The sequence below is a fragment of the Myxococcus sp. CA023 genome (assembly GCF_010998615.1).
Lineage (GTDB): Bacteria > Myxococcota > Myxococcia > Myxococcales > Myxococcaceae > Myxococcus.
In genome coordinates, this window is record NZ_JAAEAH010000054.1 from 16,099 (window position 1) to 41,133 (window position 25,035).

The window sequence follows — 25,035 nt, forward strand, 5'->3', positions numbered from 1 at the left end:
TCGCCTCGGACCCATCCAGGACCTCCACGCAGTGCCCTCGCAAGGAGTCCCCGCATGTCGTTCTCCGGAATGCTCCCCCTCCAGTTCGCCACCGTGGACATCGCACCCGTGGGAGAGCAGCTGATCGCCGTGGGCGGCCTCGTGGTCGCCGGGCTGGGGGCGCTCTGGGCCGCCTGGACGCGGCCGTCCGCGCAGCCGGTGCCCATTCCCGTGCGCGGCGGCTCGTCGCGCCGCAACCCGCGTCGCTGAATCATTGCGAAGGGCGCGAAGGTGGGGTGAGTCCCCGCCCCGCGCCGCTGAAAGCAGCACCCCGCCTCAGCGCTTGAAGGCCAGGGAGAGGGCGAAGTCGCCCGCGGCGTCCGTCCACCACTCGGCCAGCGTGAGTCCCGCGGCCGACAGCTCGGATGCCACCTGCCGCTGGTGGAACTTGCAGCTCACCTCCGTGCGCAGCACCTCCCCTTCGGCGAAGTCCACCTGCTTGCGCAGCGTGGACAGCCACACCGTCTGCGCGCGCCGGGACACCAGGCGCATCTCAATCCAGGCGTTCTTCTCGTCGAAGGGCGCGAAGTGCTCGAAGGCGTCCGGGTCGAAGTCCCCTCCCAGCTCGCGGTTGAGCACCTTGAGCACGTTGCGGTTGAACTCGGCCGTCACACCCGCGCTGTCGTTGTAGGCGGCGTACAGCCGTTCGCGGTCCTTGATGAGGTCGGTGCCCAGGAGCAGCCCGTCTCCCGGCTGCAGCCCGGCGGAGAGCTGCCTCAGGAAGAGCGCGCGCTGCGCCGGCTTCAAGTTGCCGATGGTGCCGCCCAGAAAGGCGACCAGCCGCCGGCCGCCGTTGGGGATCTGGCCCAGGTGGCGCTCGAAGTCGCCCACCACCGCGTGCACGGTGATGCCCGGGTACTCGCGCGCCAGGCCCGACGCCGCGCGCCGCAGGAAGGTCTCGCTCACGTCGAAGGGGACGAAGCGAGCCAGTCGGCCCGCCTCCTCCAGCGCGTCCAGGAGCAGGCGCGTCTTCTCGCTGGTGCCGCTGCCCAGCTCGATGAGCGTGTCCGCGCCGCTCAAGCGGGCGATGTCACCGGCGTGGGCCAGCAGGATTTCCCGCTCGCGCCGAGTCGGGTAGTACTCCGGCAGCCGGGTGATGTCGTCGAAGAGTTGGCTGCCGCGCTCGTCGTAGAGCCACTTGGGAGATAGCTCCTTGGGCGTGCCGCACAGGCCCTGGAGCGCCTCTTCCCGCAGGGCGCGCTTCGCGTCGCCCGGCTTCACGTAAACGTCCACCTGGACTCCCGGCGTGTGCTGCGCGTCTTCACCCGGAGTCGCCACCGTCGGTACCGTCGTCACCCGCATCGCCTCACCTCACCTCGCGTTCCGTGCACAGCGGAAGCCGGCGAAAATCTGCCGGCGGTTGGGGAAGTCCCAATTGCGAAAGCCGTTGCGCACCGCGACCGGTGCGCTGGCCCATGCGCCTCCTCGGAGAACCTTGTAGGACTCGCCGAAGAACACCTCGGAGTACTCGGGGTACGGGAAGGCGCTGAAGCCCGCGTACGGGCGGAAATCGCTCGCGGTCCATTCCCACACGTCGCCCAGCAGTCCCCAGATGCCGTCCTGGCTGACGCCTCGCGGATGGCTGCCCACGGGCGCCGGGCCCCACGTGCTTCCGTCCAGGTTGGCGTGGGCCCGGGTGGGCGGCGTGTCGCCCCAGGGGTACTCGCGGGGGCGGCCGTCACTGCCGCGCGCGGCCTTCTCCCACTCGGCCTCGGTAGGCAGCCGCTTGCCGGCCCAGCGCGCGTAGGCGTCCGCCTCGTACCAGCACACGTGCTGCACCGGTTCGTCCCTGGGCAGCGGCTCTACCTGGCCGAAGCGCCGCCGCAGCCAGGTGTGGTTGCCCTGGGGAAGCCAGAAGCCCGGGTACTTCAGCCCTTCTGCCTGGATGACCTCCCAGCCCTTGGGGTCCCACCAGCGCGGGTCCTCGTAGCCACCCGCCTCCACGAAGACGAGGTAGTCGCCGTTGGTGACGGGGTGCGCGTCCATCAGGAACGGGGCGACGTGCTGGGAGAACGCGGGCCGCTCGTTGTCGTAGGCCCACGGCGACGTGCTGCCCAGCCGCGCCTCGCCGCCGGGGATGAAGACCTCCGCCTGCGGCACGGCGCCGGGCTGGGGCCGCGGGCGCGCCGAGGGCACGTGGTACCCCGGCGACGTCATGAGCTGCAGCGTGGCGGCCAGCGTCTCCGCGTGCTGCTGTTCGTGCTGCGCCACCATGCCGAAGACGTAGCCGCCCGCCAGCAGCGGCGCGGTGCTGTCCTCGGGCAGCCGGTGCAGGTGTTCGCGCACCGCCTCACGCACGCGCCGCGCGTAGGCGAAGGCGGCCTCGGGTGGCAGCAGCGGCAGCTCGGCGCGCGTGGCGCGCGGGTGCCGGAAGGCGTCGTAGATGGCGTCGAACGCCGGGGCGGTGATGGCCGGCGCCCCCAGCGCCCGGAGCAGCCACTGCTCCTCGTAGTTGGCCACGTGCGCCACGTCCCAGATGAGCGGCGACATGAGCGGCGAATGCTGACGGCGCAGCGCGTCCTCGGGCAGCCCGGCGAGCATCGCCAGCACGCGCGCGCGCGCCGTCTCCAGCTCGGTCCAGGCACGGGACTTCCAGGGTGAATGGGCCCCGCCTTCCTCTCGCGAGCGACTCCGTTCCTCGGCCATTTGGAACATCACCCGTCCAAGGTAGGGAGGCGCCCGACGCGGAGGTAAGCCCCCGCCTCACCGGCGCCCGAGCGGCTCGTGAAGGAGCGCACGTTGCCCGTGCGTCCCCAACGCCTTGTCTCTACGCCTGGCGTGGATCCACGTCCTGGGCTCAGCCTGGAAATCCGCCATGAAAGTTGAAGCTCAAACACTTTGCCCAGCAACGAGCGGAGCCGTTCAAGGCTCACTGGGGACGCGAGCGAGACCGAGCAGGGTGAGCGTGCGTGAGCGCTCGTCCCACGCATACTCCAGCGCCAGTCCGTGCTGCGGCACGACATGCCGCGCCACCAGGCCGTTGGCCGCTTGGGGCTCGCGCAGGGCCGGGTCGCCCAGGCGCTCCAGTACCTGCTGGAGTGCATGGAACGTCTCCGCCGTCATGCGGCCCACCTCCCGCCACGCTTGTGGCGCGTAATGCACGCGGTGAGGGCCCTGTCGTTGGCGGAGCTGCGGCATATCCCGGTGGTCCTTCGTCCTTTCCGGGATGCTTCGTATGCCAACGGCGTGCCCACCCCCGTCGCTTGGATTTTCAACAAGCTGGGGCAGGTGCGGGGCGACCCGTGCTGCAGGAGTTACAGGCAGGCGACAGCGGAGGCAGAAGAAAGGACAGGCTCAAAGTCCCGGGAGCGGGGTGCGGCTGGGAAGTGCGAGGCCGGCCCGGTGGCCGGCCAGGGAGGCGGCGTCGCGGACCCCCGCCGCGTCGTGGCTGCCCGCCTGTGCCGGGCATGCCCAGGTTCAACGCAGGGCCGAGCATGCGGCGGGCCCTGGCAAGGAGGAAGGATGGCTCGGCGGAGGTACACTCCCTGGTCCGCCACCAACGGCCTGCTCTTTGGCATGGCCGCGGGCGTGGTGCTGGCATTGGCGGAGGTGGTGCTGGCGGTGGCGTCGGGGGACAACCCGATGCGTCCGGTGCGCATGTCCGCTGGGGTGCTCCTGGGGCCGTCAGCCTTCACGGCCGCGGTCTCCGACAGCACGGCCCTGCTGCTGGGCATGGGCGTCCACCTGATGATTTCCGCGGTGGTGGGGCTCTTCTACTCCGTGTTGGATGCGTTCCTGCCGCCAGACGGGCGCAGCCGCTGGGAGTTCCAGGCCGCGGTGGGGATGCTCTACGGCATCTTCGTGTGGCTGGTGAACTTCCAGTTCATCGGGCGTGGCTCGTATCCGTGGTTCCTGGACGTGCCGCAGTTCCCCCAGATTGTGCTGCACGCCTTCTTCCTGGGACTACCGCTGGCGTCGCTGTTCACCGCCGCGGAGCGTCGCCGGCTGCTGCTGGATGCGGCGGAGAGCACCCCCGCTCGCTGAGACGCGCGAGCGCTTTGAAAAAACGCGGAAGGTATGGTGAAAGTACCCGACCTTGAGGGTTAGCTGGGCCGGCCCTTCTTCCGTGGACTGATACACGCATGGACACAGAACTGGCGAGCATGCTCGGGGCCGCGTCGAGGGCCGCCCGGGTGCGGATGGGGCTGACGCAGGCGGATGTCGCCGAGCGCATTGGCATGGCGTCGGAGGTGTACGGGCGGTTGGAGCGCGGCCACATGCTGCCCAGCGTCCAGAACCTGCGCCGGCTGTGCATGGTGCTGAACGTGCCTCCTCACGAGCTGCTGGGCCTGGGCGAGGGCTTCACCGCCCCGCCGCCGGTGAAGGAGAAGGCCGCCGCGAAGAATCGCGAGGAGGACACGCCGGAGATGCGGCGGCTGATGCGCAACCTGCGCAAGCTGACGGCGGTGCAGCTCAAGCTGATGAACCTGGTCGCCTCGGCGATGCAGCACAAGAAGAAGTAGCCTACGGCTGGTTCCGCGTGACGAAGGGGAACGTCTGGATGGCGAAGTTCCCCGCCGGGTCATCCATCCACACCTCCACGGTGTGCTCGCCGTCCACCAGCTCGCGCGTGTCCAGCTCCGCCGTCCAGGTTCCGTCCGGCTGGAGCGTGGCGGCCCGGATGCCGGAGCCATCCCGCGTGAAGGCCACCCACCGCACGCCGCTCACCGCGTCCGTCACCCGCGCGGTGATGTGAATCACTCCGCTGTACGTCTGCCCCGGCACCGGCAGCAGCAGTGAGGCCACCGGCGCGGCGTCGTCGTAGCGCACCGTGCGCGACAGCGTGGCGCGCATGCCCGTCTCGCTCGTCACGTCGATGGTGAACGCGTTGTCCCCGGGCACCAGGTCCAGCGTCGCCTGCACGCCGCCGCCACCCCGAGGCAGCGTGTACGTCCGCCCCGTGGACAGCGTCACCGTGGTGGCGGACGCGGAGTACACGCCGATGTCGTAGGGCATCGCGTTCCCCGGCTGCGGCCCGACGAGCCACCCATCCGGCAGACCCGTGGACACCCACGGCGCCTCCGCGTCCACCCACACCGTCAGCATCCGCTCCGTGACGTGGCCCACCGAATCCGTGGCTCGCACCAGGATGAGGTTCTCCCCCGGCCACAGGTCCACCCGGTGCGTCACGTCCCCTCCGCCCGCGGGCACGTCCGTCACCTGCACCCAGTTGGTCTCCACGCGCACCGGCGACCAGTCACGCACCACCATCCGCACGTCCACGCTGTAGGAAGGCATGGCCGCGCCGTTGGCCGGTGAGAGGAAGGTGAGCTCCGGCGCGGTGTTGTCCACCATGACCACGGCTTCCTCGCTGGCGATGCCGCCGAACGAGTCGGTGGCCACCAGCCGGATGACGTTGGGTCCGTCCACCAGCGGCAGCACCGTGTCCACGTAGCCGCCGCTGGGGTCGGGGGCCACCGGGTGGCTGACGCCCTGGATGACGAAGGTGGCCGAGTCGATTTCCGCGCCCGCCGCCAGCGGAGTGACGAAGCCGCACACCTCCAGCGTCAGCGCGTCCGTGAAGTCCGGCAGTCCGCACAGCGTCACCGACGGCGCGGGGAAGGGGGACGGGTGCACCTCCACCGCGAACGACGCGGCGCTGCCCAGCCGGTTCTCCCGCGCGGGCGCCAGCGTCACGCCCGAGTACACCGCGCGCAAGTCCTGCACGCCCAGCTCGCTCCAGGTGGAGGCGCGCGGACGCCACACGAAGGAGTAGACGCCGTCCCCGTCCGCGTCGTTGTCCGCGCCCACCGTGACGCCCGCCACGGAGAACGTCACCACGCCCATGCCCGGGCCTCGCGCCTCCCAGCCCCGGTCATCCACCACGCGCGCGGACAGGGTGTTGTTCAGCGCGACCGTGAGCTGTCCGTCCACGGGCGCCAGCAACGTGGTGACGGTGGGCACGCCGTCGGTGGGCGGCGGCGGGTTGGTATAGGTGGTGACGCGCACCGAGCCCTTCACCCCCTCTGCTTCCTGGGAGGCCGCCACCACCATGACGTCCGAGGTGAGCGACGGCTCCAGTCCCTCCGGCGCGGTGATGGTGAGCGTGAGGGTGGCCTCGGTGTCGGGCGCCAGCTCCAACGTGGTGCGGCTCAGCGTCGCCGTCCAACCGGTGAGCCCGCCCTGGGTGCTCAGCCGGTAGCTGTCCGTCCGGTAGCCGTGGTTGCGCACCGTGACGGGGTAGGTGACGGATTGGATGCGCGGCAAATCATGCTCGAAGGGCCGGCGCGTCCCGCCGCTCACGCTGACGCCCACGCTGTAGTCGCCGAAGCACGCCAGCCCCAGCGAGGCGAAGGTGGTGGGGATGTCCGGATAACGCGTGTCCGCGCCCCAGCTCCCGTTCACCGCCTGCCGCGCCTTGAGCCACTCCAGCGCCTCCGACATGCGCCCGTCCGCGCCGGGCTTCCGGCCCGCGAGGCACAGCGCATACAGGGAGATGCCGGTGGCGAACTCGTCCGGCACGTCGCCTTCCAGCGAGCCCCAGCCCGGCGCGCCTCCGCCCGCGCGCGTGGACAGAAGCCGCGTGGCCATGGTTTCCAGGGCCAGGGTGTTCATCGCGTTGGTGCCCGGGCCGGCGGCCTTGAGTCCCACCATGGCCCACGCCACCTGGTGCGTGTAGCGCTGGCCGTCGGTGGCCGGGCCATCCGTCCAGTCATTCATGTGCGCGCGCACGTAGTCGGCCGCCCGGTCCAACGCGGCCTGGTACCGCGAGGCCTTGGCCGGGTCCACGCGCTGCCGGGCCTGGGCAATGGCCGTCATCATCCGCGCGGTGACGCCGACGTGGCCGTAGCCCACCGGGTAGAAGGGGAAGTCCTCGCGCCAGCGGCCGGTGGCCTCCTGCCGCGTCAGCGCCCAGTCCGCGGCCAGCACCAGCGCGTCCGAGTACCGCGTGCCCAGGTGTGCGTCGTAGCCCGCAAGCCCGAAGGCGGAGTAGCTCGTCTTCGCGTTGGGATAGAAGATGCCCTCGTGGAACCACGAGCCGTCCGCGCGTTGCTCGGAGACGAGCCGCCCGGTGATGAACTCCAGGTTCTCCCGGTTGGTGCGCCCGTTGTACGTGAGCGCGTCCAGGTCGTAGCCGGTGGTGCGCGCGTTCGCGAGACCGAACATCGCCGCGCCGTGGCGGTGGCACGACGTGCAGCCGAAACGCACCGACCAGTTCGCCGCGTCCGCGCTGAGGTAGTTGATGGCGCGCTGCGCGGACTCGGCGTTGGTGGCCGCCTGTGCGGGCCCGGCGAGCAGCAGCCCCGTCAGCGTGACGAGAAAGAACGTGACGCGCGCGAGTGCGGCGCGCGGCAATGCAGGAGAAGCGGCGTGTGAGGGCATGGGGGGCTCGCTCGAAGGATACCGCTCTGGGTATTCATGCAAGCAAAGCGCCCGAGGAAGTGAGTGCAAGCCTGTCTTGGAGGCATGACAGCCATCATCTTCACGTGAGGGTCGCGCCCCACCCCGAGGCCACTTCGCCCCGAGGCAATCGAGACACATGCGCAATCCATGTTCATCGCGCTGGCGCGCCGCGTGTGCGGCTCCCGCGCGATTGACATGACACACCAGACATTCGCTGGATGCCGTGCTGGCGGTGAATCAAACACATTCCCGAGACAGGCTTTGCGCCGTGTGGGGGAAGGGCGCCCACCCTGGATGGGATTCCAGGGTGGGCCCCACGTTCACCGCATCAGTTGCTGACGACGATGTTGAAGCTCTGCACGGCGAAGTTGCCCACGCCGTCGTTCATCCACAGGTCGATGGTGTGCGCGCCGTTCACCATCTCCCGCGTGTCGAATTGCGCCGTCCAGGTCCCGTCCGACTGCTGGGTGCCCACGCGGATGCCGGACATGTCGCGGCTGAAGCCCACGTTCGTCACCGGGCCGAAGTTGTCGGTGACGCGCGCGCGCACGTTGATGGTGCCGCTGACGGTGCTGCCCGCGGTGGGGCTGAGCAGCGTGGCCGTGGGGGCCTGCACGTCGTAGTTCACCCGGCGCACGAGGTTGGCCGTCATGCCCGTCTCGCTGATGACGGAGATGCCCAGCGTGTTGACGCCCGGGGCCAGCGTCACCGACGTCTGAATCTGGCCGCCGCCGCGAGGCAGGTGGAAGGGCGCCCCTCCGTTGACGCGCACCGTGGTGGCGGAGACCGTCTGCACGTTGATGGCGTACTGGAAGGTGCCGTTGGGCAGCGGGCCGTAGAGCTGGCCGTCCGCGAAGTTGGTGCTCACCACGGGCGTGCCCGCGTCCACCCACAGGTAAAGCAGCTTCTCGGTGACGTTGCCGGCGCTGTCGGTGGCGCGCACCAGGATGACCTGGCTGCCGTAGCTGACGTTCACCGGGTGCTCCACGGTGCCGTTGCCGAACTCCAGGAGCGAGCTGTTCACCCACTGCGTCTCCACGCGCACGGGCGTCTGGTCCTGCACGGACGAGCGCACCGTCACCACCGGCGTGTTCACCGCGGCGTTCTCCGCGGGCGACAGGATGGTGAGGATGGGGGCCACCCGGTCCACGGTGAGGTTGACCTGCTTGGTGGTGACGCCGCCGAAGCTGTCACGCGCGGTCATCTGAATGATGTTGGGGCCTTCTTCCAGGGTGATGGAGGTGTGGATGAGGCCGCCGTTGCCCGGCGTGAGGACGATGGGCGCGCCGCCGTTGATGATGAACGCGGCGTAGGTGATGACGGCGCCCGGCGCGCGCGGCGTGGCGTAGCCCCAGATGTCCAGGGCCGTCTCCCGCGTGAAGGCCGGCGGGTTGCCGATGGTGACCATGGGCGTCAGGTGGGGGAACGGGTCGATGATGAGGGTGCTCGACGCCGTGCTGCCCAGCAGGTTGGCCAGCGGGGCCTGCCGCTCCACGCCGGAGTACACCGCGCGGTAGTCCTGCGCGCCGGTGATGGTCCAACTGTCCACCGCGGGCACCCAGTTGAAGGCGTAGATGCCGTCGCCATCCGCGTCCACGTCCGCGCCCACGGGCACGCCCGCGACATAGAAGGTGACGACGCCATGGGCCGGGCCCGGGACGATGGCGCCCCCGTTCGTCACGCGCGCCGACAGCAGAGTGCCGTTGCCAACGGTGACGCGCGCGTTGGCCGCGGGCGTCACGATGGTGGTGACGGTGGGCAGGCCCGTCACGGGCGGCAGGGGCGGGGTGTATGCCGCCACGCGCGCGGAGCCGGTGACGCCGGGCGCGCCGCCGGACGAAGCGATGAGCGTCACCGCGGAGGTGAGCGCGGGCAGCAGCCGGGGCGGCGCATTGACGGTGACGGTGACGGTGCCTTCGCCGCCCGCGGGCAGGAAGAGGGTGACGGGGCTCACGGACGCGGTCCACCCGGGCAGGCCGCCCTGGGTGCTCAGCGTGTACGTGTCCGCCTGATAGCCGTGGTTCTTCACGGTGAAGGTGAACGTGGCCTGCTGCGGCGCCGGGTTGTCGATGCTCAGTTCCTGCCGCTCCGCGCCGACGACGGAGACGCGCACGCTGAAGTCACCGAAGCACGACAGGCCCAGGGCCGCGAAGGTGGTGGGGATGTCGAAGGTGGCCGAGCCGGTGCGCCAGCTGCCGTCGGCGGACTGCCGCGTCTTCATCCACTCAATCGCGTTGCGCAGGCGCGGGTCGGTGGCGGGCTCACGGCCCGCGAGGCACAGCGCGTAGATGGCGCTGCCGGTGGCGAAGTCGTTGGACTCCTCGTTGGGCAGGTTGCCCCAGCCCGCGTTGCCGGGGGACGTGCGGGTGATGAGCCGCTCGGCCAGCGTGTTGATGGCGCCGGTGTTGACGTCGTTGAGGCCGGGGCCCGCGGCCTTGAGGCCCAGCACCGTCCAGGCCACCTGGAAGGTGTAGGGCATGCCGTTGCCGGGCGCGCTGGTGTCGTTGTTGTTGAGGTTGGCGCGCAGGTACGCGGCGGCGCGGTCCAGCGCGGCCTGGTACGTGGCGGCGCGCGCGGGGTCCACGCGCTGCTTCGCCTGGGCCATGCCCGTCATGATGCGCGCGGTGGTGGACACGCTGCCGTGGTCCACGGGGAAGTGCGCGTGGTCGCTCGGCCACCGGCCGCTGGGCTCCTGCGTGGTCAGCGCCCAGTTGGCCGCGTTCACCAGCGCGTTGCTGTACTGGGTGGAGACGTTCTCGTCGTAGCCCGCCAGGCCGAAGACGGAGAAGGACGTCTTCTCGTAGCGGAACGCGGTGCCCTCGTGAATCCACGAGCCGTTGGCGAGCTGGTCATTGCGGATGCGCTGGGCCAGCAGCTCCAGGTTGGCCAGATTGGTGCGCCCGTTGCCGACGACGGCGTTCATGTCGTAGCCGTTGGCGCGCGCGCTCGACAGGCCGTACACCACCGCGCCCTGACGGTGGCAGGCGACGCAGTTGTTCTCCTGCGTCCAGTGCACCACGTCCGCACTGAGGAAGTTGATGGCCCGCTGCGTGGACTGGGTGTTCGTCTGCGTCTGCGCGGCTGAGGGAAGGGCGACGACGAGCGGGACGAGCGCCACCAGCCGCAGCAAGAGCGCGGGGAGGTGGCGCCAGGAGGGACGCCGGGGGACGTGAGCCATCTGAGGTCTCCGAAGAGAGGCAGGTGCCGGGATTGGCACTCCGCGCGACCTCCGGGAGGAGCGCTCCAGACGCACGACGGCAGCGCTGGGCGAGCGCTCTCTCCGCGCTTCACCCAGAGTAACTGTTGCGGCTTTGAGAGCTTCCCCCCGGACTGCGCGGTTGAAGGAATACTCCTGTGTTGTTGGAACTGTCCAGTCCTGCGGGTTTCGAATGAGTCACAAGATGTACGGGGTAGGGCCGACCCACTGGGTCATCCGTTTCCGATGATGTCGAAGGACTGTCCGAGCCCTCGCGCCAGAGCGGCGTCGTAGAGGGCGCGAGCGAGGGCCACGTCCTGGAGCGCGAGGCCGGTGGAGTCGAAAACGGTGATTTCGGTCGCGCGGGTGCGGCCGGGCTTCTTGCCAGAGACGACTTCACCCAGGGTCCCGGCGATTTGCTCGGGGTGGAGGAGGCCGTCATGCAGCGGCACGTTGACCTCGCCGGAGTGGAGGGCCTGCTCGGTGTCGTCGATGAAGACGCGGCCTTCGGTGAGCAGGCGCGCATCCAGCTCCTGCTTGCCGGGGGCGTCAGCGCCCATGGCGTTGATGTGGGCGCCGGGCTGGAACCACTCGCGCTTCACCACGGGGACGCGGGCGGGGGTGGCGGTGCAGACGATGTCGGCGCCGCAGGCTTCCTGGGTGCTGACGATGCGGCCGCCCTTCTCGGCCTGGAGCGCCTTGGCGGCGGCTTCGGAGGTGTCGGCGAGCAGCAGCTCCAGACTGTCTCCGAAGAGGGCGCGGTGCGAGTCGATGAGCACGCGAGCCTGCACGCCGCAGCCGACGAGGCCCAGGGTGCGCGGCTGCTTCTTCGCGAGGAACTTGGAGGCCACGCCGCCCGCGGCGCCGGTGCGCCAGGCGGTGAGCAGGGTGCCATCGAGGATGGCCAGCGGGGAGGCGGTGTCCGGGTCGCTGAGGATGTAGAGGGCGCGGACGGTGGGCAGGCCGTGCTTCTCCGGGTTGCGCGGATGGGCGTTGACCCACTTCACGCCAGCGGCGCCGTCGAGGAACGCGGGCATGGCGCGGAAGTCGCCGTCGTAGGAGGGCAGGGACAGGTACACCTTGGGCGGCATCAGCGACTCGCCGAGGCCGTGGGCACGGAAGGCCCGCTCGACGGCGGTGAGGCCGAGCTCGACGGTGTACAGGCTGCGGAGGTCCTTCGCGCTGAGGATGAGGGTGGGCATGGCGGCGCTACATAGCGCCCCCTACTCCGGCTGCGCATCCACCCACTCCGCCAGGATGTCCGCGTGGCAGGGGCCGGGCTTGCACCAGCAGCCCAGGTGTTTGCCACGCAACGTCAGCACGGCGGCGCGGTAGTCCGCGTCATGCCGGGTGCGCAGCGCCAGGTACCAGCGGAACGCGTCGAAGGCGTCCTCCTCCGGCCCCATGCGGCGCAGGGCTTCCTGGCGGATGCGCTCCTGCTCCGCCTCCGGAAGCGTCCCCAGCCACGGCGCGAAGTAGGTGCGCAGCATGGCGCCTGGAGTGCGCACGCCTCCGGGCTTGAAGGGGTTGCCGAAGCGGCCGGGCACCGGGTTGAGCGGGCTCGGCTTCGCATAGGCGCGGAAGGCCCGGCCCACGTACACGTCGCAGCCGTCGTGGACATGGACCGCCGTGGTGCGCGTCACGGTCATCGGCGTGGCCTCGCGGACGCTACTTCTTGCGCTTCTTGCCCGCGGCGGGCGCGACGACGGGCTCCGGGGGCTTCTCCGCGGCGGCCTTCAGCGTGTCGCGCTCCTCCAGCACCTTCGCCAGCTGCCCCTCCAGCTCGCTGACGCGCTCCTTCAACGTCGCGTTCTCCCCGCGCAGCGTGTCCGCGTCCTTGCGCAGCGTGTTTGCCTCCACGCGCGCCCGCGTCAGCTCGCGCGACGACGTGCAACCCACGGCGAGGGGAACCACCGCCAGCGACACCACCGTCATCCATGCCTTCATGTGATTCAGCTCCTGGACGCCCGGGCCCAGGGCCTTGAGCCCAGTCGGCCCGGCGTCGTGGCGCGGAGCGTAGGCATGGAGCCCGCGTCACAGGAAGCCGCGTCAATTGGTTGTATCTCCAACGACACTGTCGCGGACCTCTTGAATCCAGACGTGCTCCAGGCCCCAGGTGAAGAGCAGCCGATGCTTGGAGAGGACGGTGAAGCCCGGCGCCTCCACGGGCCGCGTCACCGTGAGGATGCGCGTGCCGGGGCGGCAGGTGCGGAATCGCTCCACCAGCCGGGCCCGCGTCTGTGGCGTCAGCGCCGTCCAGTTGGTGAAGACATGGGTGGCGTCCTGGAGGTCCGCGCGGGTCGCGTCGCCCACGATGAGCTGTGCGCCTGCCTTCTCCACGGATTTTCGGGCCAGGTCCACGTGGTGCTGCATCAACTCCACGCCGCGAGCCTCCGCGCCCAGCCAGCGCGCGGCCAGCAGCGTGCGGCCCCGTCCCGCGCCCAGGTCCACCAGCCTTGAGCCCGGACCCAGGCAGGCCTTCCGGAAGAGCCACACCCCCGTGTGCACCGGCATCTCGCCGTACATCAGTTCCTTGAAAATCTGCCCGCTCGCCTGGAGCACGCGTGTCGTTTCGAAGGAGCGCTTCAGGCGGTAGGGCGACACGCGCACCTCGTGCAGCCACAGGCTCAGGTAGGGCGGGAGCAGCCGGGGCCGGCGCAGCAGCACCAGGACGTCACCGAGCCGGGTGAACAGCTCGATGAACACGATGCTGATGCGCAGGACGACCAGTGCCGGCAGGGACATGCCGTAGTCGTCGTCCTGCTCGGGCGGGGGAGAGGGGGGCTCCGTCACGGTTCCTCGGAGTTCGTGAGGATAGCACTCCGAGGAACAGCGCCCGTTGCTTCGCGTCAGCGGATGCGCAGCAGCGTGGTGTGGGTGCCGAGGATGCCGCTCCCGGTGAGCACCTCGGGGACGCCGTCGTGGTCGACGTCCAACAGCACCAGCTCGTGTGGGGTGTTCAGCGTTCCGAAGCAGCTGGCGGTGCCGAAGCTCGCGTAACCCCAGGAGGGCAGGACGCAGACGGCGTGGTGCTCGGGGGATGCGATGAGCAGTTCGGGGAAGCCATCCCCGTCCAGGTCCCTGGCGGTGAGGTGTCCGCCATGAGCCCCGAGGCGCGCGGGTTGCCCTCTGTAGAAGCTGAAGTTGCCCGAGCTGATGATGGGGAGGACGCCGTCCAGCATGCTCTGGCAGGACACCACCAGGTCCACGAGTCCGTCGCCGTTCAGGTCCTCGGCCACGATGCCAGCGGGGTTGCAGGATGGGATGAGCGGCGTGAACTCACTCCGCCGGACCAGCGTGCCATTGGCGCGGCCCTCGAACATGAGCAGTTCGAAGGTCGGATACGTCCTCCGCACCACCACCAGGTCCGTCTGGCCATCCTGGTTCAGGTCTCGTGAGAGGAGCAGGGGGCGCGAGGAGTAGGTGGCGAGCACGCCGCCGTGCGCGAAGGTGCCATCCCCTTCGTTGCGCAGCAGCCGCAACTCGACGGAATCAAACTCGCCCTCCCTGCGTGACAGGTCGATGACCACGTCCAGGTCGCCGTCCCCATCCACGTCTCCCGTGACGAGATGGTGCGTGCTCAACGCCGTGAAGTCCTCTCCCAGGGACAGCACCTCACCCGGGCGGAAGGTTCCATCTCCGTTGCCTCGCAGCAGCACGAGCGACTGTCCGTAGGGGGGCACGTTCTGGCGCGTGAGCGCGAGCACGTCCACCGTCGGACCTGCGTCGAAGCGGCCCGCCAGGAGCTTCCACGCCTCCTCCGGGAGCGTGAAGGGGCCACGCAGCACGAGCCCACCTTCCGCGCGCGTGAGGTGCACCTGGAGGCTGCCCTCCACCCGGGACGCCACATCGTCCTGGCCATCTCCGTCGAAGTCGCCGGTGACGAAGAGCGCGCCCATGGCCGGGAGCGTGGGTGCCTCCAAATCCCTCAGCACGCGCACGGTCTGCTCCATCCCGGAGAGCACGGCCAGGTCCGGCTTGCCACTGCCGTCGAAGTCTCCCGCCACCAGTCGTGAGGGATACCGTCCCGCGGGCAGCGTGCGAGGCTCGAAGGTGCCATCGCCGCGTCCCTGGAAGAGGGTGACGGTGTTCGCATCCGCGTGCGTGTAGGCCAGGTCCTGCCGTCCGTCTCCGTCGAGGTCACCGGAGATGAGGTGGCTCTGCGCGCCGAAGCTGTGCCAGGTGTGTTGATGCAGGCGCAGGGGAGCGGCGAACCGGCCGTTGCCGTCACCTTGCAGCAAGTGGATGGCGGACTCGCTCTGGCCCACCACGAGGGCCGCGATGTCCAGGTGGCCATCCCCGTTGAAGTCGGCGGCCGTGGCGAAGGGGGTATTGCCCTCCAGCGAACCCATGTGCTCGGACGCGAAGGTGAGCGAGCCCCGGCCGTAGAAGGCCTGGATGGCATCTCCGATGACCACCAGGTCCAGGCGCCCGTCGTTGTCGAAGTCCCCGGCGACCACGGCGCCTCGTGCCTGGTGGTGGAGCTTGGGGCCCTCGAAGGCAACTGTCAGTCTGCCTCCGTCCGTGTGGCGCATGACGACGACTCGGGTGGGCAGGGAGACCACGACCTCGGGCGTTCCGTCGCCATCCAGGTCTCGCACCACGGGCGGGGGGAGGTCGTAGGTTTGGTCGCGGTTGTTTTGGTTCGGGATGGGGTTGTAGGTGCGCGCTTCGAAGGAGCCCTGTCCCTGACCGCGCATGACGTAGACGCCTGGGCTGGAGGATGCGTTGGCTGAAACGAGGTCCAACACGCCATCCTGGTCCACGTCGGCGGCGACCAGGTGCTTGCCGCTCATCAGCATGTTGGGCTGGGCGTTCTGGAACTCGAGGCCGCCATTGCCCAGCCCGCGGAGCAAGCGCACGTCGGCGTTGGCGTCGTGAAGCACGGCGATGTCCGGCTTGCCGTCCTGGTTGAAGTCACCGAGCGCCGTGCCGTACGTCTTTCCCGCGGAGTACTGGGGCATCGTCTGCACGGGGCTGGAGTCCAGGTCCACCTCGCAGCGCATCTCCGGCGCGGTCAGTGCCACGGCGTGCGTGCGCGTCGCGGGTGCAGTACCGGGGACAGTGGCGGTGATGCGAACCCGGGCCGTCGGCGCGGCGCCCGGCACATCCTTGGGGCGGTTCCAGCGGAAGGTGTGCGCGGTTCCCTGCGCGGAGGCCTCAAGCGCCACCAGGCCGGACGCGCGTTCGTAATAGGAGTCCCCCGCCTGGGTCGCGCGGGTGAACGTCCCACTGCCCGTGGCATCGAACTCCACAAGGACGTCGGCGCGCTCCCCGTCCACCTGCCGCAGCGTGTAGGTCACCGGCTGGCAGCCACGGACCGCCGAGGGAATGTCGAACTGGGTAACTTCCACGGGGGCAGGCTGTGTCTTCACGGGCGCGCCAGCCGTGGCTGCGGGGCTGTCACCCACGGCGTTGTGCGCCACCACCGAGACTGTCTGGGCCTTCTTGCTGGGCACGTTCTCCAGCACGGCGCTGTGCGCGTCCGCGTTCACCGCCAAGTTCACACCTGAAGGTTGGGCCACCACGGTGTAGCCGGTGAGGCTGGAACGTCCGTCGGACGCCGGAGGCTCCCAGGTCACGGTGAGCGAGCGCATGCCCGGCTCGGTCTGGACGGAGGTGGGCACGCTCGGCGGTGCGTGCGTGCGCGCGGAAGCCGTGCTGGCATCAACTCCCTGGCCCACGTCGTTCCGCGCCGCCACGGTGAAGGTGTACTCGGTGTCGTTCTGGAGGTCCGTGAAGGTGGCTTCGTTGGCCTCGCTGTCCACCTGCTGCGTGGCGCCACCGGGCGCGGCCGTCACCACGTAGCCGGAGACGGGCAGGCCGCCGGTATCCTCGGGCGGCTGCCAGGAGACGGTCGCCGCGCGCACGCCGGGCGTGGCGGCCACGGACACGGGCGCACCGGGCCGGGCGGCGGGGACCACGGACGCGGACTCAGTGGACGCGGGGCCCGCGCCCACCACGTTCACCGCGTGCACGGTGAAGGTGGAGGCCACGCCGTTCGTCAGTCCGCCGATGTTGGCCGTCAGCACGGGGCCGTCCGACGCGATGCTCGCGCCGCTCGGGAGGGCCGTCACCACGTAGTGGAGGACGGAGCGCCCACCGTCAGACGTGGGGGCGTTCCAGGTGACGCGCACCTGCCGGTCTCCGCGCTCCACCGCGAGGGCCACGGGCGCGGTGGGGACATCCGGCAGGCTCACGGCGTCCACGCCCGTTGTCGGGCTCACACCCACGGCGTTCCGCGCGGCGATGGTGAAGCGGTAGGTGCCGCCGGCGCGCAGGCCGGTGACGCGCGCGGTGGTTCCCTCCACCTGGACCTGGATGCCGTCATCGAGGGGCTCGACGCCCACGTCGTAGCCGGTAATCGCGCTGCCGCCAGTCTGCGCGGGTTCGAACCAGGTGAGCGTCACCATTCCCGGGTCGGGCATCGCGGACACCTGGCGCGGTGCGGACGGCGCGGTGGGCTTGGGCGGCTGGAGTTGTTCGCACCGGGCGGCATCCGCCACGCAGACGTTGGCGTCGGGGCAGCACGTCCAGCCGTCGGTGCAGGGACAAGGCCGCTCACCCTCGTTCACGGGGTTGATGCAGCCGGAGAACAGCAAGGCGCCGAGCACCAGGCTCAGGACGCGGGAAGGAAGCCGAGGAGATGTCTTCATTTCAAGCTTCACAACGAAAGGAGCTCGCGCCTTGGACGAATCAGAATGCGCCCGTGAGGCCCAGGGCCGCGCCATCCGAGCTCAGGGTGGCCAGCGGCACTGTGTCCGTATCCGGCCACAGGAAGAGCAGCGCGCCGCTCAGCACCGCCGCGCCGCCCAGTCCGTAGAGCACGCCACTGGTGGTGTTGTAGGCGCGGATGCGGCGGTTGCGCGCGGCGGCTTCCTGCTGCGACAGGTCGGGCGAGACGCTGCTACGAATGTCACGAGCCTCCAACGTGGCCCACATACCCACGCCCGCGGAGGCCACGCCCAGCGCCAGTGCGCCCCAGCCGAGCTGCTTCCGGAGGCTCCCTGCGTCGGAGACCTCCGTCAGCGTCAGGGGTGGCGGCGCCCGGAACTCGAAGCCCGCGACGGTGTCGCTGCCGAAGGGCAGGGTGAAGATGTGCTGGAAGGACGCGTGCGCGGCGCCACGTGACGCCACGCGGGGCGCTTCGGCGGACAGGGACTCCAGCCGCACGACGTCTTGCGCGGTGGGGAGCGCGTACTCCTGTGCTTCATCACCCACGCGCCGCAGGAAGACAGGGCCGCGAGGAGGCGGGCGCAGCAGGCGCAGGGACTGGCCTTGCGCGTTGTGGAACTCGGCCAGGCGCACGCCGTTGGCGTCCTCCAGCAGGTAGTGCGCGCCCTGGGCGCCGTCGACCTCGAGCCGCCGCTCCATCCCCGGGCGCAGGTCCACCAGCAACTCGGAGCCCTTGGGCGGCCGAGCGTGGAGCTGGGGGCGGAAGCGCTCGTTCGGAATGGCCGCGTTGGCGCGCTCCACGAAGGCGGCGATTTCGCGGTAGCTCACTTGCCCGTCACCGTCCGCATCCGCCGCGCCGAAGAGGCCCGAGCGCACCTCGTGGTTGAAGACACCGGCCTCGAAGGCCTCCCACTCGTGGCTCTCGCGAGCGGACGAGGTGGACAGCAGGAGGCCCACGTTGTCCGCCAGCGCCAGGCCCACCGCGCGCGTGAAGCCCGCGGGCAGAGGACGCCGCTGTCCGCCGGGCCCACGGCTGTAGGCCAGGAAGTACGAGTAGCACGCGTCGACGATGAGGTGGACGCGGTCGGCGCCGAGCTTCCCCACCACGTCCGAGGACAGCATCTGCCCGGTGAGAGGACCGTCCTCCAGGCTGACGTAGCCCTCGCCGTTGCGCACGTTCCCGTGGCCCGCGTAGACGACGTAGGCCACCGTCTCCACGCCACGGCTGCGCGCGAGGGCGATGTCCTCGCCCAGCTTTTTCACGGAGGAGGCCAGCTCCGGGTGCTTGGGGTCCAGGGCCTCGGCGGCGGCCTGCGGGTGCAGTCGGCGCGTGTTGTCGTCCATGCGCGCGAGCAGGTATGTGCGCGCGCCGAGCATGCGGAACAGGTCCAGGTATCGCGCGGCATCGTCATCCGCGAAGCGCAGCGCGGGCTGGTCCGGCTCGTGGCTGCGATTGACGCCGATGATGAGCGCGAAGGAGGCGGTGCGCGGCGGCGTCGCGGCCTCCAAGGACACTGTGCGCGGATGAGGCGGGATGGCCTCCGTCATGGAGGTCCCCGTGGCCACCACCGGAAGCAGGGCGAAAAGCAGGACGGCGAATCTCATGGGATGACCTGGAGCTGGAGCGAGGTGACATCCGCGCCGGCGGGGAGCACGGTGTCGAGGTCGCCCTGCTCCACGAGCGACTCCATCTGTCTCACGGTGAGCGGCGACTCCAGGAAGACGGCGTGAAGGGTGAGGGCCCCGGGCGCGAGCGGATGAGAGATGGCTTCGGGTAATTCGCGCAAGGTGTCCCCATCGGGGATGGGAATGGCCGAGGGGTTGCTCATCGGGTCGGTCCAGCTCGGGTGGTACCAGTAGACGCGGCCCGCGGTGTCCCGGGCGAAGACCATGAGGAAGCGGTGCGCGTCGGGGTTGCGGAAGGCGAAGGCCAGCTCCTGCTCGGGCCGCAGCGTTGGGCCTAGCAGGGTGGTGTGGCCACCGGGCGTCAAGGCGTAGGCGAGCAGCCGCGCCTGGGCCGCCGCATTGCCTGCGCCCCGGGCGGTGAAGCCCGTGTCGTCGGTGGCGGCGGAGGGCAGGCGGACCACGAGCATCGCGAGGCAGGCCACCGCCACGGGAACCAGCGCGAGGTGCCACCAGCGCGGCGCGTTGGCGCGCGCATCCGATGCGCGCCCCTCGGGCCGTGGAAGCGCGGACGCGCCGAGCCCCAATCCCCGGGCCAGCCGTGTCCGCGCATCCGGAGCGGAAGGGTCCATCCGGGCGAGGAGGAGCTGGCGCTCATAGCGTTCGCGGCAGTGGGCGCAGTCCGGGAGGTGCTCGCGCATGCGCCGTTCATCCGGAGGGGTGATTTGCCCGGAGAAGTGACGGTCGACGAGGGGGAGGATGTCGCAGGAGGGGCTCATCGGGCCTCCGGGGTGAGGAGGAACTTCTTGAGGAGCTGGCGGACGCGCAGCTCCTGGTAGGCCAGGGTGGTGCGGCGCATGCGCAGGGCGGTGGCAGCCTCGCGCTGACTGAGCTGGCGCACGAAGCGGGCCTCGAAGACGGGGGCCCACTTGGGAGGCAGGCATTCCTGGCGGAAGCGCTCCACCAGGAGGCTGGCGTCGAGCCCTGGCTCGGGGGGAGCCGGGTCCTCGGACGCTGAGGACTCCACGGCGAGCCGGGCCAGGGCGTCCGACTCACGCCGCTGGCGGCGCAGCCGGTCCACGGCGAGGTTGTGGGAGAGGATGTGCAGCCATCCCGCCAGGGAGCCACCCTGGAAGGAGCGGCGCGCGGCCTCATCGGACACGAGCCGGAGGAAGACGTCGTGAACCACGGTCTCCGCGTCCACTGCCGGGAGGATGCGAGCGGCGGAGCGGTACACCGTGTCGAAGTGGTCCCGGTAGCAGGCGTTGAGGACCCGGGCGTCCCCGGCATGGAACCGGGCAAGCCACTGGCGTGCCTCCGCCGAGGTGTCGTCGCTCAAGGGGCCACGTCTGGAGGGGCCTGCAGGGTCCACGAAATGCCCAACGTCCGGGGCGGGGAAAATGGACGAAACCATTTTCGGGCGGGCTCCGGAAAAGGAACCCGCCCGGGCGTGGAGACCTACGGCCGGCGGCGGCCCCCCAACTCCAGCATGTCGCGCGTCACCACGGCCATCCGCGTGGGACCGCTCATGGCTTCCCCACAGAAGGCGTAGACGAAGTTCGTCTGGGCCTTCCCAGCGAAGGCGGGGTGCTGGAAGAGGTCGTATTCGAAATGCCCCGTCACCAGGGCCCCCGCTTCCACGGGGGCGTCCTGGAAGCAGGGGACGCGGAGGGAAATCACCTCGGCTTCGCCCGTGCGACTGCCAATCACCACCAGGAAGACGGGGACGATGGCCACCGGGCGGGGCTCGCCGTAACCGTCGTCGTCTTTCTCCGGCCTGGGCGGAACCCGCTCGTGGGCCAGCACGGGCACCTGGAAGGTGCCGCGGATCCACGCGGGCCGGCCTTGCTCGTACAGGAACACCCGCTCACCGTGCACGGCGATGCCCGGGGCCTCCGGTGCGGGAGGACTGTCCGGTCGGGCCTTGAACTGGCGCTCGTCCTCGTCGGGGGCATACCGCACGGGCTCGGGCGGTGGAGGCTGCTGACGCATGGCCTCCAGAAAGCGAGCAACCTCCTCGTCCTGGTAGCCGCCAGGCGTGGCGCGGGTGACGTGGACCTGCACGCGGTTGGACGTGCGGTCCAGCATCAGCGCCGTCAGCACGTAGTGCCCGGGTTGTTGCAGGGCATCCAGGCGGAGCGCATCCGTCTGCTCTACGACGGCCAGGGCGCCTGTGCCCGGGGGCTCGGATGGCGGCGGGTCCTGGTCGAACAGCCCCGGCTGCTCCGGGGGTTCGAACAGTGGGGTGATGTCGAGCGTCCGGTCTTCCAGCCGCACGGCCACGAGGTGGCCGGTGCTCCATGGGTCGTAGATGCGCATCTCCTGCTGCCTGGCCGCGTACAGCGCCAGCAGGGGGATGCGGTCGATCATCACGAGGTTCGCTTCCGCTGGCGTGTCCAGGAACAGCCCATAGCGTCCCTCGGGGAGGAACTTGCGCAGCACCCGTGCACTGAACTTGAACGGGTCCGTCCAGTAGTCCTGGCCCTCGATTTCGAAGATGCCCGGTGCCATGTCCACTAGGCCTTCCAGTTCGTCGTGATGTCGAGCGCGTCGCTGGCCCGGATGTAGCGCGTGCACTCCGGGCAGTAGTTGAACTGCACCGTCTTCGTCTGGTCACCCTGGCCGAAGAGGACGCAGTTGGTGTCGAGCATGAATTCGGCGGGGGTAAAGCTCCTGGCGCCCAGGTCCTTTCCGGCGGCCTTCAATCCATGCGCGCAGTGCGCGCCCTTGTGGCCGCGGCCTGCATAGAAGAAGCCCGCGGGGATGAAGGCGTCGAACGGGATGCCTGGAATCTGGTGCTTGGAGTTCCGGCCTCGCTTGTCGGTCGCTTCACCTTTGTTCTCGATGTACGCGTGGCCCAGGTTGTGGCCCATCTCATGGCACAGCGTTCGCGCGACGCCCTCGGCGGTGCCAAGGCCCATGAACGGCGTCATCCTTATCTTCCCATGGACGGCGTTGGCGTTCGCCCCCAGCTGGAAGTGACGGAGCCCCACGGTGACCACGATTCGGTGCTCGTAGCCGTTCCAGCTCAGGTACTGCCAGGGGTCAGTGGGGTCCGTGTTGGGCAGCTTGATCTTGAACTTCTGTGAGGAGACGAAGTCGACCCACTTCGAGGCTTCCGCCTCGGTCGTTGGAAGCACCTCCGTGGGCGCCTCCCAGTAATCCCAGAGGGAGTTGAGGTCGCTTTGTCCTGGCTCGTCCTCCTGCCAGATGACCTCCTTCCCCAACCACTCGGTGTCGCCCTGTCTGCGGAAGCCGGTGATGCGCCAGTAGACCTTCTCCACGCCCCATCGGTCCGCGGCGCCCTTGCACACGGGGTTGCGCAGGGCGGCGAGCTGCCCTTTGACTGTCGCGTGCTCCACCGGGGTGTCCTGGGCCTCGAACACGGCCACGTACTCTCCGGGCGTCGCGGCGGCCACGCTCGCGTCATCGTCGGACAGCGTCTTGGGCAGCATGTCCGTCCAGACGAGCATGAACCGGCGAGGATCCGCTGGCGCATTGTTGAGGGCGAGGTCCCGGAGGGCATCCAGGTCGGTGGGGGCCAGGTACGTACAGTTCTTGTCCGCGGTGAGCCTGGGGTGGACGTACGCGCCCGGCATGATGAAGGTATCCACGCCCCCTCGCGCCGACAGCAGGGTATTGATGTGGGCCGCCGTGTAGACGGCGCAGAAGGCATCGGGGAAGTTCAGCTCGATGAACAGCGGGTCCAGGATTCGCTTGAGGGCGGCCTCGAAGTTCGCGTGAGGCCTGGGGGCCGCGTTGTCGTTGTTGACGATTTCGTCCCAGCCCTGGCGCAAGTCGCTGTGGGGGACGACGAACTCGGACTCCAGCCGCCGCCAGTTGCAGACCCAGAGTTCGTCGTCGCCCGTGCCGTCATCGAAGCCGACCTGGATGTGACAGCTGTCGCCGCCGGCGTAGCCGAGCTGGACGTGGAACACGCAGCTGCCACCATTCGCGGGCAGGGCGAGCTGGGCCTTGTAGACGAGGTCCGCCGTCCCCGGCGCCGCGCCCGGGTCCGTGCTGGTCTGCTCCGCGCCGTTGAGGATGAGCGCCGGACGGGGCGTGGTCCGCTTGCTGTTGGTGGCCTTGAAGGTGACGCACACGCTGAGCTTCTGGTCCTTCAATCCGAGCGCCCGGTCATGCGGTGCCACCTCCACCCGCATGATGTTTCCGTTCTCCGTGCCGTCCTGGAGGGGGCGGTTCACATACTGTTTCCAGGGGGTGGCCTCCGCCCTGCCGTCGGCGTGCGAGATGATTTTCGCCGTCCACGGAAGCTGGGAGACCTTGAGCGTGTAGCTCGCGGCCTCTTCCGTGGAGGCAATCTTCTCCTCGAGCTTCCATGGGGAGACGACCTCGAGTTGGTAGGCCTTCTTTTCGAGCGGGCCGGTCCAAGCGCCTCCCGTCACCGTGGGCTTCTCGGTCTTCTCACCCTGCGCCAGGGAGAAGGTGAAGCCCTCCACCGAGCCCTTGGCGCCCTCCTTCAACTGGACGGCGAGTTTCAGGTGCTTGGGCCAGACGCGGAAGGTGTCCTTGCCAGAGAGGAGCTCCTCCTGGGCCGGCAGCTTGTACTTCCACGAGATGACGTAGTTGTCCTGCCCGGGGGGGACCTTGCCGCAGGTGTGTTTGTGGCTCTTGGCCGTCGCCGTCTCTTCCTTGTCGTTGCCATCCGTGTTGAGGAGGGTGAACTCGACGTCTTCCTCGGTCTCGACGCCGGCCAGGTCGATCGGATCGCCCTCATAGACCTCGTATTGCATGTGGAATTCCTTGTCGGGATGGGCTCAGTCGAGCTTGGGCTGAGGGGAAAAGGAGGCCCGGGCGGAGCCGGAGCGCTGGGGCGTGGCACGGGCTTGGGCGGAGCCCGAGGGCTCCGAAGCGAAAGTGGCCTTGGCGGTGCTCGGAGGCCGCGAGGTGACGGTGGCCGTGGCGGAGGCGGGGCTTCGCGATGCGCCGGGGTCCTGGGGGACGCCCGAGCGGGATGTCACCTGGGCCTTGGCGTGGAGCGGAGGCCGGCTCTTCACGGTGGCGACGGCCTTGGGAATCACGCACCGGACGGGGACGATGATGCTCTTGGTTTCGCTATCGCCCAGGGAGAAGGGCCCGGGAGGCGCGTCGATGCGGTACTTCCTGGCATGCGCGCCCGTGAGGGTGAGCTGGAGCGAATAGGCGCCAGCTTGCAGCGGGCGGAATGTGACGGCGCCCGAGTCGACGGCGGTGGCACCCTGCTGTCCCGTCGGGCCGTTGAGCTGGACGGTCGTGTCGCCGATGAGCTGTGCGTTCTCAGGGCACCACACCTGGACCACGACGGTGGCCGCGGTGGCGGGGCAGCGCATGACGGGGGCGCCCGCATCCGGGGGCACGTTGGCGACGTCCTGGGTCGCGCGGTCGGTCCAGTCAGCGGTTGGTGGCATTGGGGACCTCGCCGCCTTGCTGCTTCAGCATTCGGAGAATCATCCCGGCCTTCTCCTCGGAGGGAATCGACGTCGAGCGCAGGATGGCGCCGCTCCAGGCCATGGCGACGGTGTCCTCGAAGCCAGGGCCTTTCACCACGACGAGGTCGGTGAGCAGGGTGATGCTCTTCGGGTCCTGGATGCCGTGGCGCTGCGCGGTGGCGGCACCCGCCTCGACGAGCGCGAGCGCGGCGGCGGGGCTGAGGGTGCTCATCCGTTCGGGGAAGACGCGCCGCAGGTGCGCGAGCTGCCGCTCCTGGACGCTGGGCGTCGCGGGATTTTCGAAGGCCTGCATCTGGGCGGCGCGGATGGTCAGCGCGCCCTTCCAGGGGCCCTTGGCGACGCCGTGGCCGGGGGCGGAGCGCCGGCACGTGGTGGCCCAGGTTGTTGCGTCGTAGCCCGGCGTCGTTGCATCCGCGAGCACCTGGCCGAGCGCGAACAGCACGGCCTGTGGCGTTTCTCCCAGCCCCTGCCGGTGCGCGGTGGTGAGGCCCGCTTGAAGTCTCCGGAGGGCTTCGGACTCGCCCAGGGCGCGGTACTCCCAGGCGTAGTGTTGCTTCAGCGAGGCCAAGGCGTGCCGCAGCAGCGCCGATGACGCCGCTCCCGCCACGTGGTTCCAGGAGTACATGGGGGGTAGATATTGCACGTTAAGCGGGGTAGGCGGGAGGACCTGGCTGGCAGGTCGAACTCGCCTGACGTGAGAGCGTGCCT

The 25,035-nt window shown here is 69.8% G+C and carries 20 protein-coding genes; 3 read left to right on the forward strand and 17 right to left on the reverse strand.

What is annotated here, in order from left to right; genetic code table 11:
• The first annotated feature begins 54 nt into the window (after positions 1-54).
• The gene (locus tag F8M74_RS23150) at positions 55-249 is read left to right on the forward strand and encodes a hypothetical protein (RefSeq protein WP_141253903.1); all 195 of its coding nucleotides are present in this window, start codon (positions 55-57) and stop codon (positions 247-249) included.
• A gap of 66 nt (positions 250-315) precedes the next feature.
• On the opposite strand, the gene egtD is transcribed toward F8M74_RS23150, so the two are convergent.
• The 3 genes from egtD to F8M74_RS23165 form a co-directional block, all read right to left on the reverse strand.
• On the reverse strand, positions 316-1,341 hold the full coding sequence (egtD, locus tag F8M74_RS23155; RefSeq protein ID WP_141253904.1) for an L-histidine N(alpha)-methyltransferase: 1,026 nt from the start codon (positions 1,339-1,341) through the stop codon (positions 316-318).
• A 9-nt stretch (positions 1,342-1,350) separates the two neighbouring features.
• The gene (gene egtB, locus F8M74_RS23160) at positions 1,351-2,694 is read right to left on the reverse strand and encodes an ergothioneine biosynthesis protein EgtB (RefSeq protein WP_171410178.1); all 1,344 of its coding nucleotides are present in this window, start codon (positions 2,692-2,694) and stop codon (positions 1,351-1,353) included.
• Positions 2,695-2,901: 207 nt separating this feature from the next.
• Positions 2,902-3,102 carry a hypothetical protein gene (locus F8M74_RS23165; RefSeq protein ID WP_141253906.1) on the reverse strand — a complete coding sequence of 67 codons (201 nt, stop codon included), beginning with the start codon at positions 3,100-3,102 and terminating at the stop codon, positions 2,902-2,904.
• A 399-nt stretch (positions 3,103-3,501) separates the two neighbouring features.
• Between F8M74_RS23165 and F8M74_RS23170 the strand changes: the two genes are divergently transcribed.
• Both F8M74_RS23170 and F8M74_RS23175 read left to right on the forward strand, forming a co-directional pair.
• Positions 3,502-4,023 carry a hypothetical protein gene (locus F8M74_RS23170; protein WP_140870281.1) on the forward strand — a complete coding sequence of 174 codons (522 nt, stop codon included), beginning with the start codon at positions 3,502-3,504 and terminating at the stop codon, positions 4,021-4,023.
• A gap of 98 nt (positions 4,024-4,121) precedes the next feature.
• Positions 4,122-4,502 carry a helix-turn-helix domain-containing protein gene (locus F8M74_RS23175; RefSeq protein ID WP_140796247.1) on the forward strand — a complete coding sequence of 127 codons (381 nt, stop codon included), beginning with the start codon at positions 4,122-4,124 and terminating at the stop codon, positions 4,500-4,502.
• 1 nt (position 4,503) lies between these two features.
• Here F8M74_RS23175 and F8M74_RS23180 read toward each other — a convergent pair whose 3' ends face one another.
• From F8M74_RS23180 to F8M74_RS23245, 14 genes are all read right to left on the reverse strand, one after another.
• Positions 4,504-7,362, reverse strand: a complete 2,859-nt coding sequence (locus F8M74_RS23180) for an Ig-like domain-containing protein (protein WP_141253907.1) — start codon at positions 7,360-7,362, stop codon at positions 4,504-4,506.
• A gap of 349 nt (positions 7,363-7,711) precedes the next feature.
• Positions 7,712-10,561, reverse strand: a complete 2,850-nt coding sequence (locus F8M74_RS23185; RefSeq protein ID WP_228559628.1) for an Ig-like domain-containing protein — start codon at positions 10,559-10,561, stop codon at positions 7,712-7,714.
• A 251-nt stretch (positions 10,562-10,812) separates the two neighbouring features.
• The gene (locus F8M74_RS23190; protein ID WP_141253909.1) at positions 10,813-11,781 is read right to left on the reverse strand and encodes an ornithine cyclodeaminase family protein; all 969 of its coding nucleotides are present in this window, start codon (positions 11,779-11,781) and stop codon (positions 10,813-10,815) included.
• A gap of 21 nt (positions 11,782-11,802) precedes the next feature.
• Positions 11,803-12,228 carry a DUF4326 domain-containing protein gene (locus F8M74_RS23195; RefSeq protein ID WP_141253910.1) on the reverse strand — a complete coding sequence of 142 codons (426 nt, stop codon included), beginning with the start codon at positions 12,226-12,228 and terminating at the stop codon, positions 11,803-11,805.
• 19 nt (positions 12,229-12,247) lie between these two features.
• Positions 12,248-12,526 carry a hypothetical protein gene (locus F8M74_RS23200; protein ID WP_141253911.1) on the reverse strand — a complete coding sequence of 93 codons (279 nt, stop codon included), beginning with the start codon at positions 12,524-12,526 and terminating at the stop codon, positions 12,248-12,250.
• Between the two features lie 102 nt (positions 12,527-12,628).
• Entirely contained in the window at positions 12,629-13,324 is a 696-nt protein-coding gene (locus F8M74_RS23205; protein WP_141253937.1) for a class I SAM-dependent methyltransferase, read from the reverse strand.
• 104 nt (positions 13,325-13,428) lie between these two features.
• Positions 13,429-17,235 (reverse strand): FG-GAP-like repeat-containing protein, encoded by a 3,807-nt coding sequence (locus tag F8M74_RS23210; protein WP_141253912.1) that lies wholly within the window; start codon positions 17,233-17,235, stop codon positions 13,429-13,431.
• 40 nt (positions 17,236-17,275) lie between these two features.
• A complete protein-coding gene (locus tag F8M74_RS23215; protein WP_141253913.1) occupies positions 17,276-18,859 on the reverse strand; it encodes a caspase family protein in 1,584 nt (527 codons plus the stop codon).
• On the reverse strand, positions 18,856-19,656 hold the full coding sequence (locus F8M74_RS23220; protein WP_141253914.1) for a zf-HC2 domain-containing protein: 801 nt from the start codon (positions 19,654-19,656) through the stop codon (positions 18,856-18,858). Before F8M74_RS23220 ends, F8M74_RS23215 begins: the two co-directional genes overlap by 4 nt.
• Positions 19,653-20,216, reverse strand: a complete 564-nt coding sequence (locus F8M74_RS23225) for an RNA polymerase sigma factor (RefSeq protein ID WP_141253915.1) — start codon at positions 20,214-20,216, stop codon at positions 19,653-19,655. Before F8M74_RS23225 ends, F8M74_RS23220 begins: the two co-directional genes overlap by 4 nt.
• Positions 20,217-20,335: 119 nt before the next feature.
• On the reverse strand, positions 20,336-21,388 hold the full coding sequence (locus F8M74_RS23230) for a hypothetical protein (protein ID WP_141253916.1): 1,053 nt from the start codon (positions 21,386-21,388) through the stop codon (positions 20,336-20,338).
• A gap of 5 nt (positions 21,389-21,393) precedes the next feature.
• Positions 21,394-23,631 (reverse strand): hypothetical protein, encoded by a 2,238-nt coding sequence (locus tag F8M74_RS23235; RefSeq protein WP_141253917.1) that lies wholly within the window; start codon positions 23,629-23,631, stop codon positions 21,394-21,396.
• Between the two features lie 24 nt (positions 23,632-23,655).
• A complete protein-coding gene (locus tag F8M74_RS23240) occupies positions 23,656-24,285 on the reverse strand; it encodes a hypothetical protein (protein WP_141253918.1) in 630 nt (209 codons plus the stop codon).
• Positions 24,269-24,952: a hypothetical protein gene (locus tag F8M74_RS23245; protein ID WP_141253919.1), complete on the reverse strand. Its 684-nt coding sequence runs from the start codon at positions 24,950-24,952 to the stop codon at positions 24,269-24,271. Before F8M74_RS23245 ends, F8M74_RS23240 begins: the two co-directional genes overlap by 17 nt.
• Between the last annotated feature and the right edge of the window lie 83 nt (positions 24,953-25,035).

Bases quoted from the DNA above. Each gene is read 5' to 3' on its own strand.
- F8M74_RS23150 (WP_141253903.1), top strand. From the start codon at position 55: ATGTCGTTCTCCGGAATGCTCCCCCTCCAGTTCGCCACCGTGGACATC.
- egtD (WP_141253904.1), bottom strand. From the start codon at position 1,341: ATGCGGGTGACGACGGTACCGACGGTGGCGACTCCGGGTGAAGACGCG.
- egtB (WP_171410178.1), bottom strand. From the start codon at position 2,694: ATGTTCCAAATGGCCGAGGAACGGAGTCGCTCGCGAGAGGAAGGCGGG.
- F8M74_RS23165 (WP_141253906.1), bottom strand. From the start codon at position 3,102: ATGACGGCGGAGACGTTCCATGCACTCCAGCAGGTACTGGAGCGCCTG.
- F8M74_RS23170 (WP_140870281.1), top strand. From the start codon at position 3,502: ATGGCTCGGCGGAGGTACACTCCCTGGTCCGCCACCAACGGCCTGCTC.
- F8M74_RS23175 (WP_140796247.1), top strand. From the start codon at position 4,122: ATGGACACAGAACTGGCGAGCATGCTCGGGGCCGCGTCGAGGGCCGCC.
- F8M74_RS23180 (WP_141253907.1), bottom strand. From the start codon at position 7,362: ATGCCCTCACACGCCGCTTCTCCTGCATTGCCGCGCGCCGCACTCGCG.
- F8M74_RS23185 (WP_228559628.1), bottom strand. From the start codon at position 10,561: ATGGCTCACGTCCCCCGGCGTCCCTCCTGGCGCCACCTCCCCGCGCTC.
- F8M74_RS23190 (WP_141253909.1), bottom strand. From the start codon at position 11,781: ATGCCCACCCTCATCCTCAGCGCGAAGGACCTCCGCAGCCTGTACACC.
- F8M74_RS23195 (WP_141253910.1), bottom strand. From the start codon at position 12,228: ATGACCGTGACGCGCACCACGGCGGTCCATGTCCACGACGGCTGCGAC.
- F8M74_RS23200 (WP_141253911.1), bottom strand. From the start codon at position 12,526: ATGAAGGCATGGATGACGGTGGTGTCGCTGGCGGTGGTTCCCCTCGCC.
- F8M74_RS23205 (WP_141253937.1), bottom strand. From the start codon at position 13,324: ATGTCCCTGCCGGCACTGGTCGTCCTGCGCATCAGCATCGTGTTCATC.
- F8M74_RS23210 (WP_141253912.1), bottom strand. From the start codon at position 17,235: ATGAAGACATCTCCTCGGCTTCCTTCCCGCGTCCTGAGCCTGGTGCTC.
- F8M74_RS23215 (WP_141253913.1), bottom strand. From the start codon at position 18,859: ATGAGATTCGCCGTCCTGCTTTTCGCCCTGCTTCCGGTGGTGGCCACG.
- F8M74_RS23220 (WP_141253914.1), bottom strand. From the start codon at position 19,656: ATGAGCCCCTCCTGCGACATCCTCCCCCTCGTCGACCGTCACTTCTCC.
- F8M74_RS23230 (WP_141253916.1), bottom strand. From the start codon at position 21,388: ATGGCACCGGGCATCTTCGAAATCGAGGGCCAGGACTACTGGACGGAC.
- F8M74_RS23235 (WP_141253917.1), bottom strand. From the start codon at position 23,631: ATGCAATACGAGGTCTATGAGGGCGATCCGATCGACCTGGCCGGCGTC.
- F8M74_RS23240 (WP_141253918.1), bottom strand. From the start codon at position 24,285: ATGCCACCAACCGCTGACTGGACCGACCGCGCGACCCAGGACGTCGCC.
- F8M74_RS23245 (WP_141253919.1), bottom strand. From the start codon at position 24,952: ATGTACTCCTGGAACCACGTGGCGGGAGCGGCGTCATCGGCGCTGCTG.